Consider the following 14800-nt stretch of genomic DNA (forward strand, 5'->3'; position numbering starts at 1 on the left):
TAATTAGTCTATTAATTGTGTTTTATAGATGTTTTTGTCTGCGTTCAAGATGCATATGCATGTTGAACCCAATAATTGTATGTTTTCTGTGTTAGAGAATTCAATTTTTGTGTTTTGTGATAATCTTTTGATACTAAACTCCAATACTGCGCTTTGAATTTTAGGCAACAGTACATCCTTAGCTTTTGCACCACGTCCAGAAATCAGCACCAATTCAGGGTTGATGATATGGATTAAGGTTGCTATGCCTTTTCCCAACATATAGCCAATTTTATTGACCGCTTCCATGGCGAGTTGATCACCCTGAATAGCCGCTGTTAAAAGTTGGTCACCTGTCAGGTATTTTTGTTGTTTGAAAATCGATTGTAGCGAGGACACCTCACCGGATTTTAGAGAGTTAGTTGCTGATTCTACGGCAGCCATAAGAGAAGCATCTACTTCAAGGCAGCCTTTTTTACCACAAGAACAAAGTTTGTTGGAGTCAGAAAGAGGGATGTGACTGAACTCCCCTGCAAATCCAGAATGGCCACGGTAGAGTTCGTTGTCTAGGATCATTCCTAGTCCAACCCCCCAATTGAGGTTGACCACCATGACATCTTGAATGGATTTGGCAGAGCCAAATTTATGTTCTGCAATTGCAATTGCGGAAGAGTCATTTTCCACAAAAGTCGGCAAGTTAAATTCTTTTTGAATGTTAGTTTTCAGGTCGTAGAATGGGGAATTGCTACTATAAGAATTGTTTTTGCCTGTTGTGCTATCTACAAATCCAGGAATGGTTACCCCAATTCCATAAATTTGATAAGCATCGGTTTGTTGAATTGTTGTTTTAGTCAGTGCAATAACTTTTTCATAGGCATCGTCCTCTCTTAGGTCGATAACCTCGGTATTTATTGCGGTTTTATATTGGTTTTTAAAGTCAACAACGACTACAGAAGTATAAAATTGGTCAATAGCAATGGATAGAATTAAAGGGAGCTGTTTTTCGTTGGGTACAAATTGAGCAGCACGTCTACCACCTGTGGAAGGAGCTAGGCCGTCTTGTTCGATCAGGTTTAGTTGCAATAATTTATTTACGGCATTGGTAATATTGGGCACACTTTTCCCAATCGACGCACTAAGTTCTGCAATCGATTGCGGATTGGAAAAATATAACCGCTTTAGTATTGATAATTTAAGGCTATCCAAAGTTAAAATTGATTATTTAATACTTCCGTAAAATTATGATAAAAATAAATTAACTAACAAATACTTTTTAAAAAAATTAATAAGTGTCGTTGAATTCAATTAAAAAATAAGCAAAGTGGCAGGGGTTTATGCGTTTTTATGCCTGATTGGCTAATTAATAGTTTTTGTGTTGCATTTTTATGAGTGTTTAATTGTAACTTCGGGAGAATATAAATTATGAAACAGCGCTATTATTCATTAGATGTCTTTAGGGGAGCGACAGTTGCCTTAATGATTTTGGTTAACAACCCGGGGACCTGGTCGCATATGTTTGCTCCATTAAAGCATGCGCCATGGCATGGTTGTACTCCTACGGATTTGGTTTTTCCTTTTTTTCTATTTGCAGTAGGAAATGCGATGTCATTTGTGATCCCGAGATTACAGGAGGCAGGCGATGGCATATTTTGGAAGAAAGTGATCAAGCGGACGATATTGATCTTTTTGATTGGATTGGGATTGAACTGGTTTCCATTTGTCCATTGGTCTGATGGGGTTCTACAATTTAGGGAATGGGTAAATAGCAGTAATCCTGAACAGGGAGTTCGGATTTTAGGAGTATTGCAGCGAATTGCCATTGCTTATTTCTTTGCCTCAATTTTGGCTTATTATTTTAAACCTAGAACCTTAATATTTATATCAGCGTTGATCCTTTTAGGTTATTGGGGATTATGCGCCTTTTTGGGAACAGGAGATCCTTATTCATTAGAAGGATGGTTTGGTACTGCGATAGACAAGCAAATTCTTGGGGTGGCCCATATGTACAAGGGAGAGGGTGTGCCATTTGATCCAGAAGGATTAATGAGTGCTATGCCCGCTGTTGTTCAGGTGGTATTCGGTTATTTAGCAGGAGTGTTTATCAAAAAGCAGGGTCAAGTAGATTGGTTATGGACAAAGGTACCACAGACCAATGAACCCCACTTTAAGTTGTTGTCGGGAATGTTTGTGACGGGATTTATCTTATTGGTCCTAGCGTGGACTTGGTCTTTGGGTTTCCCGATCAATAAAAAGATCTGGACGAGCTCTTATGTACTATATACAACAGGTTTAGGAATATTGACTATTGGCACCATGATCTGGTATATAGAAGTGCAGGGAGTTAAGAATTGGTTGACACGATTCTTTGATGTCTTTGGGAAAAATCCACTTTTTATCTTTGTTTTAAGTGGGCTGTTGCCGAAGACCTTGGGTTTAATCCGTATTCCGATGGGAGTGAACGACCTTGGAGAAACAACATTCGGTAGTCCATTAACCTGGTTCTATAAAAATGTATGTGCACAGATTCCAGGAATACCCGAAATCGGTTCGTTTGCCTATTCATTATGTTTTCTGGTCGTTATGTGGGCAATTTGTTACTGGTTAGATCAAAAGAAAATCTACATTAAAGTGTAATTCTAAGTTACTGAGCAATAGAAGCATCAATAAAAGAACAATAAATTTTTTGTTTCGGTAAGAAGATGTTAACTTTGCACGCAATTAATAAAATTTTTAACGCTTTAATATTATTCACGAAATGTATTTAAGTAAAGAGTACAAAGCTGATATCTTCCAAGAATTTGCAGGAGCAGCTGAAAACACAGGTTCTGCAGAAGGACAAGTAGCTTTATTTACAAAAAGAATTGCTCACTTAACTGGGCACTTGAAATCAAACAGAAAAGATTTTAACACACAACGTTCCCTACAAAAATTAGTAGGTAAGCGTCGTTCATTATTAGCTTATTTGTACAAAAAGGATATCGAAAGATACCGTGCTATCATCAAAGCATTAGGCTTACGTGATATCATCAAATAAGCAATCTGTAAAGAGCTTTTAAAAGGGACCCTGAATATTCAGGGTCCCTTTTTTATTTTGAATTAATAAAATTGCACCACGCTTATAATGAATGGGCTGAGATTCTAAAATTATGGCCGTTGATGATTCGGCAATGAATTTTTAATTACCTTTGTGCGATTAAAAAGGTCAATATTAATTTGGTGCATGTAAAATGACGCAAATGCATCACAAAGAAAAAACAATGAGTTATAACGAAAAGAAAGTAACAATTGAGATGGGTGGCGGACTAGCTCCCATTGAATTGTCGACTGGTAAGTTAGCTAAACAGGCTGATGGATCAGTAGTTTTGAAACAAGGAGCAACGATGTTGCTAGCGACCGTGGTGTCGTCAAAAGAACCTAAAGCTGGTGCTGATTTTCTTCCATTATCAGTAGACTACCAAGAGAAATATGCGGCTACAGGTCGTATTCCAGGAGGATTTTTACGTCGTGAGGCAAGACTTTCAGATTATGAGGTTTTGATTTCACGTTTAATCGATAGGGCTTTACGTCCATTGTTCCCAGAAACTTACCATGCTGATACGCAGGTTATGGTAAGCTTAATTTCTGCGGACAAAGAAATTATGCCAGATGCATTGGCAGGATTGGCAGCATCAGCAGCTATTGCTGTATCTGATATTCCATTCAATGGACCTATTTCAGAGGTTCGTGTTGCGAAGATTGAAGGTGAGTTGGTGATCAACCCGACTGTTTCAGCATTGGAGAAAGCATCTTTGGAATTTATTGTTGCGGGTTCTGCACAAGACATCGTGATGGTAGAAGGAGAAGCGAAAGAAATTTCGGAAACTGAAATGGTAGAAGCTATTGCTTTTGCTCATGAAGCTATCAAAAAACAAGTTGCTGGACAGATTGAATTGGCATATTTAGTAGGATCACAAGAAAAACGTGATTTCAACCATGAGCCTTCTAATCCAGAATTGAAAGATGCAATCTATGCAGCTACTTATGAGAAAGTTTATGAAGTTGCTAAATCAAAATCTAGCAAGCATGAACGTACAGAGAAGTTCGCAGAGATTGGTCAATCATTCTTTGAAACTATGGGTGATGAAATCGATGAGGATACAGAATTCTTGATGAAGAAGTATTACCACGATGTTCAATATGACGCAGTTCGTAATCTTGTATTAGATGAAGGAATTCGTTTAGATGGTCGTGATGTTCGTACTGTACGTCCTATTTGGACAGAGGTAGATTATTTGCCAGCTGCTCACGGATCAGCGGTATTTACACGTGGTGAAACACAATCATTGACTTCAGTGACATTGGGCGCTAAAGATGATGAGCAAATGATCGATGGAGCTTTCTTCCATGGGTATAATAAATTCATCTTACACTATAATTTCCCAGGATTTTCAACTGGCGAGGTAAGGCCAAATAGAGGTCCAGGTCGTCGTGAAGTTGGACACGGGAACTTAGCGATGCGTTCATTGAAACAAGTTCTTCCTACAGAAGACAATCCTTATACTATCCGTGTTGTTTCTGATATCTTAGAATCAAATGGTTCATCATCAATGGCAACCGTATGTGCTGGTACATTAGCATTAATGGATGCCGGTGTTAAGATTGCTGCTCCAGTTTCAGGAATTGCAATGGGATTGATCACTGATGAGAAAACAGGTAAATATGCGATCCTTTCGGATATCTTAGGTGATGAAGATCACTTAGGCGATATGGACTTTAAAGTTACAGGTACTGAAAAAGGTATTGTAGGATGTCAGATGGACCTTAAGATCAATGGTCTTAAATGGGAAGTTTTGACTCAGGCATTAGATCAAGCGAAAGAAGCTCGTCTACATATCTTGGGTGAAATGGCTAAGACTATTTCTGCTCCACGTGAGGACTACAAACCACATGCTCCACGTATCATCCAAATCTTAATCGATAAGGAATTTATCGGTGCTGTAATTGGACCAGGTGGTAAAATTATCCAAGAAATGCAACGTGAGACTGGTGCCACTATTTCAATTGAAGAAGTTGACAATAAAGGTGTGGTTCAAATCTTTGCTGACAATAAAGAAGCCATCGATGCTGCATTGGCAAGAATCAAAGCGATTGTTGCTAAACCAGAAATTGGTGAAATCTACGAAGGTAAAGTGAAATCAATCATGCCATTTGGTGCATTCGTTGAAATCATGCCAGGTAAAGACGGATTATTACATATTTCTGAAATTGACTGGAAACGTCTTGAAACAATGGACGGTGTATTCAAAGAAGGTGATATGGTGACTGTAAAACTTTTGGATGTGGACAAACAAGGAAAAATGAAGCTTTCTCGTAAAGTTTTGTTGCCTCGTCCTCCAAGAGAAGATAAGCCAAAACAAGAAAACAAGCCACAAGGCGAATAATATAGAGAAAGAGAGCGATGCGAATTGCTCTCTTTCTTTTTTGACCTCCAACCAGAGGATAAAAGACATTAGACTTGAAACTTACAACAGGTCTAATGTCTTTTGTTTTTTAGTCTTAGGTCAAAATTCGTAAATTAATGAAATGAAAAACCTACTAAACCTAATCCTTTTATTATTTCCTTGTTTTCTGATCGGTCAGGAGTCTGATCTAAAGTTATGGTATCAACAACCAGCTGTCAAGTGGACAGAAGCATTGCCGTTGGGTAATGGTCGTCTTGGGGCGATGGTTCATGGTCGATATGATCATGAGCTGTTCCAGATGAATGAGGAGAGCCTATGGGCAGGAAGCCCAATCAATAACAATAACCCAGAATCTGCCTCGCACTTGAAGGAAATCCAAGATGCCATATTTAGAAATCAATTCGATTTGGCTAAGGAGTTGGCAACAAAATATATGGTTGGCACTCCTGCTAGGATCCGATCCTATCAACCTTTGGGAAATGTAAGAGTGGAATACGATTGGGGGAAAGATAAGGTAGAGGAATATTCAAGAGTCCTTAATCTAAATGAAGGAGTTCATCGCACAGCATTTACAATCCATTCTAATAAAATAACACAAACTTCCTATATCCCTTCTGTTGGGGATGCATTGTTTCTGAAATGGGAGTCAAGAGCAGCAATTTCGTTTACTGTAAAGCTTGATAGAAGTCGAGATGTGAATGAATATGGGACATGGAAGAATGGAGCATATTATACTGGACAGATTCAAGATTCAGTCAAAAAGGATGCTGGACCTGCCGGATCACATATGCAATTTGCAGCTGGACTTATGGTCAAGAGTATCGAAGGGGAATATGAAGTGTTCAGTGATGATACGGGGTCAGGCATTCGATTTAAAGATGTAAAAAAGCTTGAATTGGTCTATACCGGAATCACGGATTATGAATTGGAGGAACTTAGCTTTACAGGAGAAAAGAACCTGAAATCAATAATTCAATCTAAATTGAACCATATTCAGGCTGATCAGACGCAAGACTACTATCGAAGTCATGTTCATGAGCATCGTTCCATGTTTGAAAGAGTTAAAGTAGCTATAAATTCATCTGGGGAGTCAAATTTCCCTACAGACCAAAGGTTGAAGGCTTTTTCAGAAGGGAAGGAAGATTTTGGCTTGCCGGTACTATTTTATCAATATGGCAGATATCTTTTGATGTCTTCAAGTCGTTCACCCGGCCGATTACCAGCGAATCTGCAAGGGATTTGGAACCAGGAATATGAAGCACCCTGGAACTCTGATTTTCATACGAATATCAATCTGCAAATGAACTATTGGCCTGCGGAGTCAGGTGATTTAGGAGAAACTAGTGTGATATTGGCGAATTTCATGAAAGAATTAATGAAACCGGGAGAAAGAGCAGCAAAGGAAATGTATGCTGCGCGAGGTTGGACGATCCACCACTTGACTGACCCATTTGGAAGAACAGGGGTGGCTGATGGTGTATGGGGAGTCTCGCCGATGGCTGGTCCATGGATGACATTCCCGGTTTATCGTCATTTTGCTTTCAGTCAAGATAGGACATACCTGAAGAATGTGGCTTATCCAATCCTTAAAGGGTCCTTATTGTGGGTTTTAGATTTCTTGATCAAGTCACCTGAGGGGTATTTAGTGACGAATCCTTCTCACTCTCCTGAAAATGAGTTTAAGACCATGGTTGATGGCAAAGAAGTCAGGTCTCAATTATCTTATATGAGTACCATAGATATAGAAATCATTTTGGAGCTGTTTGATAATTTCGAAGAGGCTGCCACATTATTGAAGGAGGACAAAGAACTGCTGGCACGGATTAAAGAAGTGAGGAAGCAATTGCCTCCAATCCGAGTTGGGAAAAATGGCGGAATCCAGGAATGGATCCATGATTATGATGAAGTGGAGCCTGGGCATAGGCATATGTCGCATTTGTTGGGTTTATATCCCGGGAATTCCATTAACCCTAATGACCCTAAATTATTTGAGGCTGCCAAGAAAACGATTGAAAACAGACTTGCCTCAGGAGGTGGGCATACTGGTTGGAGTAAAGCATGGATTGTCAATTTTTATGCCCGATTATATGATGGAGAACAAGCTAATAAACATTTAAAGGAACTGATCGGGAAAACCTGCCTTCCTAATTTGTTCAGTACCCATCCACCGTTCCAGATTGACGGGAATTTTGGTGGAGCTGCCGGTTTTGCTGAAATGCTAGTTCAATCCCAAAATGGTGAAATTCATCTTTTGCCAGCAGTTCCTGTTTCTTGGAAGTCTGGTTCGGTAGATGGGATAAAAACTAGGGGAGACAAAAAAGTTAGTTATAAATGGGAAAATAATAGGATTGTTTCTTTAACTGTACAAGCAAAAGCTGCAGAAAAGATTAAAGTTCGTTTTGGGAAAGTGGTTAAGGAATTTAAAGTGAAGGAAGGGTTGAATACCTTGACTTTAAATTGATTTGATGATTTATGTTTAAACAGCTTATGATTTAGTCCCTCATTAGAATAAATTGTTCACTCAATCTGCACTGGGATTTACTCATTATTGATAATTTAAGTTTGCATTAACAAGTAGTTTAGGTCATCCAATAATATATGATGATTTTAAACAAAAGATTATGAAAACTAAATTATTAATGATTTTACTGGCCTTCATTATTTTCGGGGCAGGTTCATGTAAGAAGGGTGATCAGGGTGAAATGGGTCCTGAAGGAGCAAAAGGAGATAAGGGCGACAAAGGTGTAACTGGAGCAAAAGGAGCTGATGGATCTATGATTTACAGTGGTACTGCAGTTCCAGCTACGAGTTTGGGAAAGAATGGTGATTTTTATTTTAGAACAACGACTGGAGACTTATATGGGCCTAAGGCTAGCTCAGGATGGGGAAGTCCTACGAAGTTGAAAGGTGCCGATGGCAAGAACGGAACTAATGGAACTAATGGGAGCAACGGGAAAAATGGTTCTCAATTTCTTTCAGGTACTACAATTCCCGCGGTAACATTGGGTGCTGTAGGCGATTTTTATTTTAACACGGCTCAAATGGTTTTATATGGCCCAAAGACAAGTACTGGATGGGGAGTTGGAGCAAATTTAAAAGCCAATGTTAAGATTATGTATTCAGGTTGGAGAACTGTGGTCCGCATGGTGGATACATCATTTGACAATACAAGGGTTAGGGCTGCTCATATTTATGAACCACAATTAACCAAAGAGGTTTTAGCAAATTCTGCTATTTTGGTTTACTTGGATTATGGTCAAGGTGTTTACCCACTGCCATTTACAAGTTATGCGGTATTTAGGATGTCGACCATTACATTTCACCCCAAATTGAGGGAATTGGTAGTTATGAGGATGGCTTATGATGGTGGGCCAACAATTTCCATGAGCAGCTACATACTATATCGATATGTTATTATTCCAGGTAATTTTTATATTTCTATGAAAAAAAGAGGGGTTAATCTGAAAGATCCTGAAGCAGTTGAAAGGGCTATTCAAGGGTTGAAAGAATAGAAAAAGGGTGTCAATTTGACACCCTTTTCTATTTTAGTATTTTACTTATAACATCATTACACCTGGGATTTCCCCCACTTTTTTGTAATAGTTGATTACTTCGTCGGCATTGTTTACATAGTTTTCGATTGAAATCGAAGTGTATTTTCCTCCTGATGATTTTTTCTCTGAAAACTTAGCTGAGGCATGAGTAAACAATCCTTTTACCTTTTCAGCTTGGTCAGAATCCGATTTTACGATGAATTTGAAAGTATAAATGGACGGAAACTGTTCTACCTCAATCAATTTATCTTTAAAGTTTTTGTAAAAGTCTTGATTGTTGCTGTCGTCTTGTATGTCCTTGATGTTAATATTGTTGTTTAATTCTTCCATTTTTTCTTCTCCTTTCCCTTAAGTATCAATAAGTGTACCCAAGGCCAATATATGACAAAACGTAATATTTTTGGTTTTGTTTAATTTTCCATTGAAGTAGGTAAAGATTTCTTTTTTGTTCCAAATTTTTGATTCGGGACATCGCTCATCTGGAATTCCAGAGTTCCGCCCTTTAACATGTCCTTATGGGTGATATAGGTCTTTTTGTATGGTTTTCCATTCAGAGTAATGGATTTGATATAAATATTCTTTTTAGAGTTGTTTTTGGCAATAATGCTGAATGTTTTGCCATTTGGCATTGTAATATGAGATTTGTCAAGGGCTGGACTTCCGAATACATATTCTCCATTTACAGGAGAAGCAGGGTATAAGCCCATCATCGACCAAACTGCCCAAGCGCTCATTTGACCTGCATCTTCATTTCCTGCATATCCATCTGGCCTTTCATGGTACATGGAATCTATAATGGCTCTAACTTTTTCCTGTGTTTTCCATGGTTTCCCTAGGTAGGAATACATGTAGGCAATATGATGGCTCGGTTCGTTTCCATGAGCGTATTGACCAATAAAGCCACTTGCATCAGGTGATTGGTTTTCTCCAGTCATATAGGATGGGGCAGTGAATAAGGTGTCCAACATGTAGTCTAGACCATCCTTTTTCGGGAACAATTTAGCTAAACCCCTAACGTCATGAGGGACAAAGAAGGAGTGTTGCCAAGCATTTCCTTCGATATATTGGCTTTTTGAGAATTCATGTTCTGAATAGAACGGATCAAAGGGTTCAACGAATTTTCCGTTTTTCAATTTTGCCCGCATAAAACCAGAGTTAGGATCGAAAAGGTGGATGTAATTCTTAGCGCGATTAGTGTATTCTTCAAACTCCTTTTTCTTTCCTAGTTTTTTGGCAACCAAGGAAATGCAATAATCATCAAATGCGTATTCCAGCGTTGATGTCACTGAACCGCCGTTTACATCTTGCGGAACATATCCATATTCAATATAATCAGGGACTTCCCTAATTTTTTGATTAGCACTTGCTAGCATTGCCTTAAACGCTTTTTCCTGATCGATTCCTGGGATATCTTTTAATACAGCATCTGCAAGTACAGGGACAGCATGATAGCCAGTCATTGTATTGGTTTCAAATGTGCTAAGGTCCCAAACCGGGAGCAATCCATTTTCATCATAGAAAGCTAACATGCTGTTCATGATATCAGTATAGCGTTCAGATTGCGTGATAGTTAGTAAGGGTTTTAATGCACGGAAGGTGTCCCAAAGTGAAAATAATGTGTAACGTTGGCCGGCATTTTTCATTTTATGAAATTCCCCTTTGTAGTTCTTGTATTCACCATCCTGATCTGAATAAAGGGTTGGGGAAACAGCAGTATGGTATAAAGCGGAATAAAAGATTTTTTTCAAAGTTTCATCGGTAGATTCTACCTTGATTTTTCCTAATTCTTTTTCCCATTGGTTTTCGGCATTCGATTTCACCTGGTTAAAATCCCAATTCGGTATTTCATTTAGAGCATCCACTGCTTTTTCTGCTGATGTGGTTGAAAGAGCAACCTTGAGATCCACTTGATCTATCTTTTGGAAAATAAATTGTGCATTTACTGCATTAACCGGGCCTTGTCTTGAATTGTTGAGTTGAGAAATCTGTTTTTCATTGGATTTGTTCCCATTCAATAAATAAGAGTTAAATGGTTTATTGAAGCGGATTGCAAAATAAATATGCTGTTGATTCGCCCAGCCATAAGAATACCTTTTACCAATTGCCGTACTGTCATTTAAGATCTTGATTTCGGTATCCATTGGTCTATCCCAGTTATAGGCATGACCAAGGTCTAATCTGATGGTTGGTTCGGTGTTTTTAGGGAAAGTGTAGTTATGTAGTCCTACGCGTTCAGTAGATGTTAGTCTAGCCTGTATCCCGTTGTCTAATCTCACTTCGTAATATCCCGGGCTAGCTTTTTCATTATTGTGCGAGAATTTTATTCGGGTATCGAAGTCTTTTTTGTTGACAGGTTGATTTAAGGGCATGATGGCAATATCCAGCCAATCGCCGATACCCGTTCCGCTGAGGTGCATATGGCTGAATCCAGCGATGGAATCTGCACTGAAATGGTAGCCACTCACCCAGTCCCAACCATTCTTTCCATTGTCAGGAGATAGCTGCACTAAAGAAAAGGGGACAGTAGCGCCTGGGAAAGTGTGACCATGACCACCCGTTCCGATAAAAGGGTCAACATATTTTGTATATTGCTGAGCGGCGACTTTGGTTACAGGAAGAGACAGTAATCCTGTTGCAAAAATAATTGCAAATGATTTATAATGTAATTTCATAAATGTCGTTATAAATAGTGTACAATAACAAATGTACGTTTTTAAACCTAATAAACCCTTTTAGCCAAATTTTTAGCAAAATCTTTAGCATAAATTTGCTAAAATTTAGCCGAGTTTATATATTTGATAGATTTTGAATTGCATTTTATTAACCTAACATGAGAAAACGAATTTTAATTAGTGACATTGCAAAGAACCTTGGGGTATCCGTAACGACTGTATCATTTATTTTAAATGGTAAGGCTAAGGAAAAAAGGATCAGTGAGGGTTTGACAAAGCGGGTTTTGGACTATGTGAAAAAAGTGGGGTATAAGCCCAACCAATTAGCCCAGAGTTTGAGGACTGGCCAATCCAAGATTTTAGGTTTGATCGTTGAAGACATTTCCAATCCCTTCTTTTCCAATGTCGCCAAGTATATAGAAAGGATTGCCTATGACAATGGTTATCATATTATTTATTGTAGTATGGATAATGATGAGACCAAAGCGAGGGAATTAATCCAATTATTTTATGATAGACAAGTTGATGGGTATATCATTACACCTCCTGAAGGATTGGATGATACGCTTTCCAATTTAATCAAGAATAATGTGCCATTGGTACTTTTTGACCGCTATATCCCTCAATTAGAGACCCATTATGTGGTATTGGACAATTTTAATGGAGCATTTGACGCAACTAGGCACTTATTGGAAAACCAGAATAATAAACGAGTTGGCTTTGTTTCATTGTATTCTAATCAAACCCAGATGCGAGACCGTCTAGATGGCTATATGAAAGCAATTGACGAGTTCCAACAACAAGCGTTCATTAAAAAAGTGAAGATAGATGAAAACGAAGATTCTTCAATAGATCAAATCCATGAATTTATCAGTGCCAATAATTTAGATGCTGTTTTATTTGCAACTAACTATCTGGCCATTGATGGTCTAAAAGCAGTGAAAAAGTATAGTATGAAGTTGCCAAATATGGTGGCGTTCGATGACCACACTCTGTTTAAGCTGTATGAGCCAGGCATCAGCGTGGTAACTCAGGATACATCTGCCATAGCAAATGAACTAATCCATACCCTATTAAATGAGATTAAGGGAAAAAACAAAGAATTACAGAAAATTGTAATCCCTAGTGAGCTATTGGTTCGAGGTTCCTCGGTTATTTCTGAGGAGACGCTGGAACAAACTTCATTGAAATAGAATTGACACAGTGCCTAGTGTTTTTGGAGGTGAATCCTTCGCCTTCAAAAACATGGCCCAAGTGGGCACCACAGGCAGCACAAAGGATCTCGGTCCTTCTACCATCCGCATCAGTTTCTCTTTTTACAGCACCTGGAATTTCATCATCAAAACTTGGCCATCCACAATGGGATTCAAATTTATCTTCCGAATGGTATAATGGAGCATCACATCGTTTACAAACATAAGTTCCCTTTTCTTTGTTATTCAGAAGTTGACCAGTAAATGGCCTTTCTGTTCCTTTATTGAGGATTACATATTGTTCTTCGGGAGTTAATTCGTTGTATTTTTTGTTTTGATCCATAGTTTTAGCAGTATTGTTTGATTGCGAATGAGCACAACCAGATAAAACAATTAAAATTAATATGCAATAAATTGCTTTCATAAGGAAGCTAATTTACTAAAAAAAGATTATTGAAATATCAATTGAATGTTAATTTGTAATGATATAGAGCTATATAAAGAGTTCTATTTAGAATGAATATAAATTGATAAATTACGTCATCAAATTGTCAGGGATTGCTTAATAAGTTATACTTTTGTGCATTGTTTTGTACGGTATTGTGTACATGTACTGAAGAGTCAACAATTAATTATTACACATAAAATAGTATAAAGTGCTAAATATGAGAAATATCTCATCCGTTTTGGGAAGACTTGCGAAGTCAATATCAATCAGTTTGGTATTGTTATTTGCCGTTACTACTACCACGCAGGCGCAGGATGCTGCGAATGGTGCAGCGCTATTCAAGTCGAATGCGTGTAATTCATGTCACGCTGTAGGTAAGAAATTGACCGGTCCAGATTTGGCTGGCTTGTCAGAGCGTCGAGAAGAAGGATGGATTGTGAAATGGATCCATAACCCGCAAGGGATGATTGATTCAGGCGATCCACAAGCTATTGAATTGAAGTCTCAGTTTGCTACAACAATGGCTCCTTATGCTAACCTTTCTGAAGGTGATATTAAGGATATCATTGCGTACCTGCAAGCAGAAGAGGTGAAGTTAGCTGAGAAAAAGGCTGCTGGTCCTGCTGCTGGAGGTGCTGGTGCTGCAAGTTCAGATGCGAACAATTTGATGATTATCGGATTGGTTGCTTTGTTTGTGGTTGCTGTGGCAGTGATCTTTGCATTGAACAGGGTAACAAAAACTTTAGAACGTGTTATTGCTAACAACCAAGCGTCAATTGCTGAGGCTCAGGCGAAAAGTGAAGAGGAAGACGAAAGCAGTTCTGTAAAATTTGCGAAGGCATTTTTAAAGAACAAGAAGTTGGTATTCTTCGTTGTACTGATGGTCGTTGGTTTATTGGGTGTAGCAGGTTGGAAAACCATGTGGAATGTTGGTGTTCACCAAGGTTACAAACCGGTGCAGCCAATTAAATTCTCTCACCAAATCCACGCTGGTGTTAATCAGATTGAGTGTCAGTATTGTCACGGTGGAGCATTTAAATCGAAAAACGCTTCGATTCCGTCAGCAAACGTATGTATGAACTGTCACAATACAGTAACAGGTTCAGATCATTACGATGGTAACATTTCTCCAGAAATTGCGAAATTATACCGTGCAGTAGATTGGGATCCAGAAGCTAGAACATATGGTACAAACACAAGACCTATCGAATGGGTTAGAATCCACAACTTGCCGGACTTTGCATATTTCAACCACTCACAACACGTTGTAGTTGCAGGAGTTGAATGTCAAACATGTCACGGTCCTATCCAAGATATGGAAGAAGTTTACCAATATTCACCACTTACCATGAAATGGTGTATTGACTGTCACAAAGAAACTTCTGTGAACACAGACAATGCGTACTATGATCAATTGATCGAGGCTCATGATAAGTTGAAAAAAGGTGAGAAGATGACAGCAGCTATGATCGGTGGATTAGAGTGTGGAAAGTGTCATTATTAATAAATTAAT

General features: G+C 38.5%; 11 protein-coding genes. 7 read left to right on the top strand and 4 right to left on the bottom strand.

Going from position 1 to position 14800, the window contains the following annotated elements; genetic code table 11:
• Window positions 1-3: 3 nt before the first annotated feature.
• The gene (locus ACWIB3_RS01075; RefSeq protein WP_454290671.1) at window positions 4-1185 is read right to left on the bottom strand and encodes an ROK family transcriptional regulator; all 1182 of its coding nucleotides are present in this window, start codon (window positions 1183-1185) and stop codon (window positions 4-6) included.
• Between the two features lie 216 nt (window positions 1186-1401).
• Between ACWIB3_RS01075 and ACWIB3_RS01080 the strand changes: the two genes are divergently transcribed.
• The 5 genes from ACWIB3_RS01080 to ACWIB3_RS01100 all read left to right on the top strand — a co-directional run bounded on the left by ACWIB3_RS01080 (window position 1402) and on the right by ACWIB3_RS01100 (window position 8932).
• Complete coding sequence (locus tag ACWIB3_RS01080) at window positions 1402-2613, top strand: acyltransferase family protein (RefSeq protein ID WP_454290672.1); 1212 nt, start codon at window positions 1402-1404, stop codon at window positions 2611-2613.
• A 121-nt stretch (window positions 2614-2734) separates the two neighbouring features.
• On the top strand, window positions 2735-3013 hold the full coding sequence (gene rpsO / locus ACWIB3_RS01085) for a 30S ribosomal protein S15 (protein WP_093100604.1): 279 nt from the start codon (window positions 2735-2737) through the stop codon (window positions 3011-3013).
• A gap of 223 nt (window positions 3014-3236) precedes the next feature.
• A complete protein-coding gene (gene pnp / locus ACWIB3_RS01090; protein ID WP_454290673.1) occupies window positions 3237-5399 on the top strand; it encodes a polyribonucleotide nucleotidyltransferase in 2163 nt (720 codons plus the stop codon).
• 142 nt (window positions 5400-5541) lie between these two features.
• Window positions 5542-7881: a glycoside hydrolase family 95 protein gene (locus tag ACWIB3_RS01095; protein WP_454290674.1), complete on the top strand. Its 2340-nt coding sequence runs from the start codon at window positions 5542-5544 to the stop codon at window positions 7879-7881.
• A gap of 160 nt (window positions 7882-8041) precedes the next feature.
• On the top strand, window positions 8042-8932 hold the full coding sequence (locus ACWIB3_RS01100; RefSeq protein ID WP_313260984.1) for a hypothetical protein: 891 nt from the start codon (window positions 8042-8044) through the stop codon (window positions 8930-8932).
• A gap of 45 nt (window positions 8933-8977) precedes the next feature.
• Here ACWIB3_RS01100 and ACWIB3_RS01105 read toward each other — a convergent pair whose 3' ends face one another.
• Window positions 8978-9304 carry a DUF493 domain-containing protein gene (locus tag ACWIB3_RS01105; protein ID WP_313260982.1) on the bottom strand — a complete coding sequence of 109 codons (327 nt, stop codon included), beginning with the start codon at window positions 9302-9304 and terminating at the stop codon, window positions 8978-8980.
• Between the two features lie 80 nt (window positions 9305-9384).
• Entirely contained in the window at window positions 9385-11646 is a 2262-nt protein-coding gene (locus ACWIB3_RS01110) for a GH92 family glycosyl hydrolase (protein ID WP_454290675.1), read from the bottom strand.
• A gap of 158 nt (window positions 11647-11804) precedes the next feature.
• On the opposite strand from ACWIB3_RS01110, the gene ACWIB3_RS01115 reads away from it, so the two are divergent.
• Complete coding sequence (locus tag ACWIB3_RS01115; RefSeq protein ID WP_185211319.1) at window positions 11805-12839, top strand: LacI family DNA-binding transcriptional regulator; 1035 nt, start codon at window positions 11805-11807, stop codon at window positions 12837-12839.
• Here the strand turns inward: ACWIB3_RS01115 and ACWIB3_RS01120 are convergent.
• Window positions 12799-13263 carry a methionine-R-sulfoxide reductase gene (locus ACWIB3_RS01120; protein ID WP_185211318.1) on the bottom strand — a complete coding sequence of 155 codons (465 nt, stop codon included), beginning with the start codon at window positions 13261-13263 and terminating at the stop codon, window positions 12799-12801. The genes ACWIB3_RS01115 and ACWIB3_RS01120 overlap by 41 nt on opposite strands.
• Before the next feature lie 241 nt (window positions 13264-13504).
• Between ACWIB3_RS01120 and ACWIB3_RS01125 the strand changes: the two genes are divergently transcribed.
• Complete coding sequence (locus tag ACWIB3_RS01125; protein WP_454290676.1) at window positions 13505-14791, top strand: cytochrome c3 family protein; 1287 nt, start codon at window positions 13505-13507, stop codon at window positions 14789-14791.
• Window positions 14792-14800 lie beyond the last annotated feature (9 nt).

It is taken from the genome of Sphingobacterium sp. NPDC055431 (genome assembly GCF_053644255.1).

What these genes read in the sequence shown, in the direction of transcription:
- ACWIB3_RS01125 (WP_454290676.1), top strand. Translation starts at nt 13,505, where the DNA reads ATGAGAAATATCTCATCCGTTTTGGGAAGACTTGCGAAGTCAATATCA.
- rpsO (WP_093100604.1), top strand. Translation starts at nt 2,735, where the DNA reads ATGTATTTAAGTAAAGAGTACAAAGCTGATATCTTCCAAGAATTTGCA.
- ACWIB3_RS01110 (WP_454290675.1), bottom strand. Translation starts at nt 11,646, where the DNA reads ATGAAATTACATTATAAATCATTTGCAATTATTTTTGCAACAGGATTA.
- ACWIB3_RS01115 (WP_185211319.1), top strand. Translation starts at nt 11,805, where the DNA reads ATGAGAAAACGAATTTTAATTAGTGACATTGCAAAGAACCTTGGGGTA.
- ACWIB3_RS01105 (WP_313260982.1), bottom strand. Translation starts at nt 9,304, where the DNA reads ATGGAAGAATTAAACAACAATATTAACATCAAGGACATACAAGACGAC.
- ACWIB3_RS01080 (WP_454290672.1), top strand. Translation starts at nt 1,402, where the DNA reads ATGAAACAGCGCTATTATTCATTAGATGTCTTTAGGGGAGCGACAGTT.
- ACWIB3_RS01100 (WP_313260984.1), top strand. Translation starts at nt 8,042, where the DNA reads ATGAAAACTAAATTATTAATGATTTTACTGGCCTTCATTATTTTCGGG.
- ACWIB3_RS01095 (WP_454290674.1), top strand. Translation starts at nt 5,542, where the DNA reads ATGAAAAACCTACTAAACCTAATCCTTTTATTATTTCCTTGTTTTCTG.
- pnp (WP_454290673.1), top strand. Translation starts at nt 3,237, where the DNA reads ATGAGTTATAACGAAAAGAAAGTAACAATTGAGATGGGTGGCGGACTA.
- ACWIB3_RS01120 (WP_185211318.1), bottom strand. Translation starts at nt 13,263, where the DNA reads ATGAAAGCAATTTATTGCATATTAATTTTAATTGTTTTATCTGGTTGT.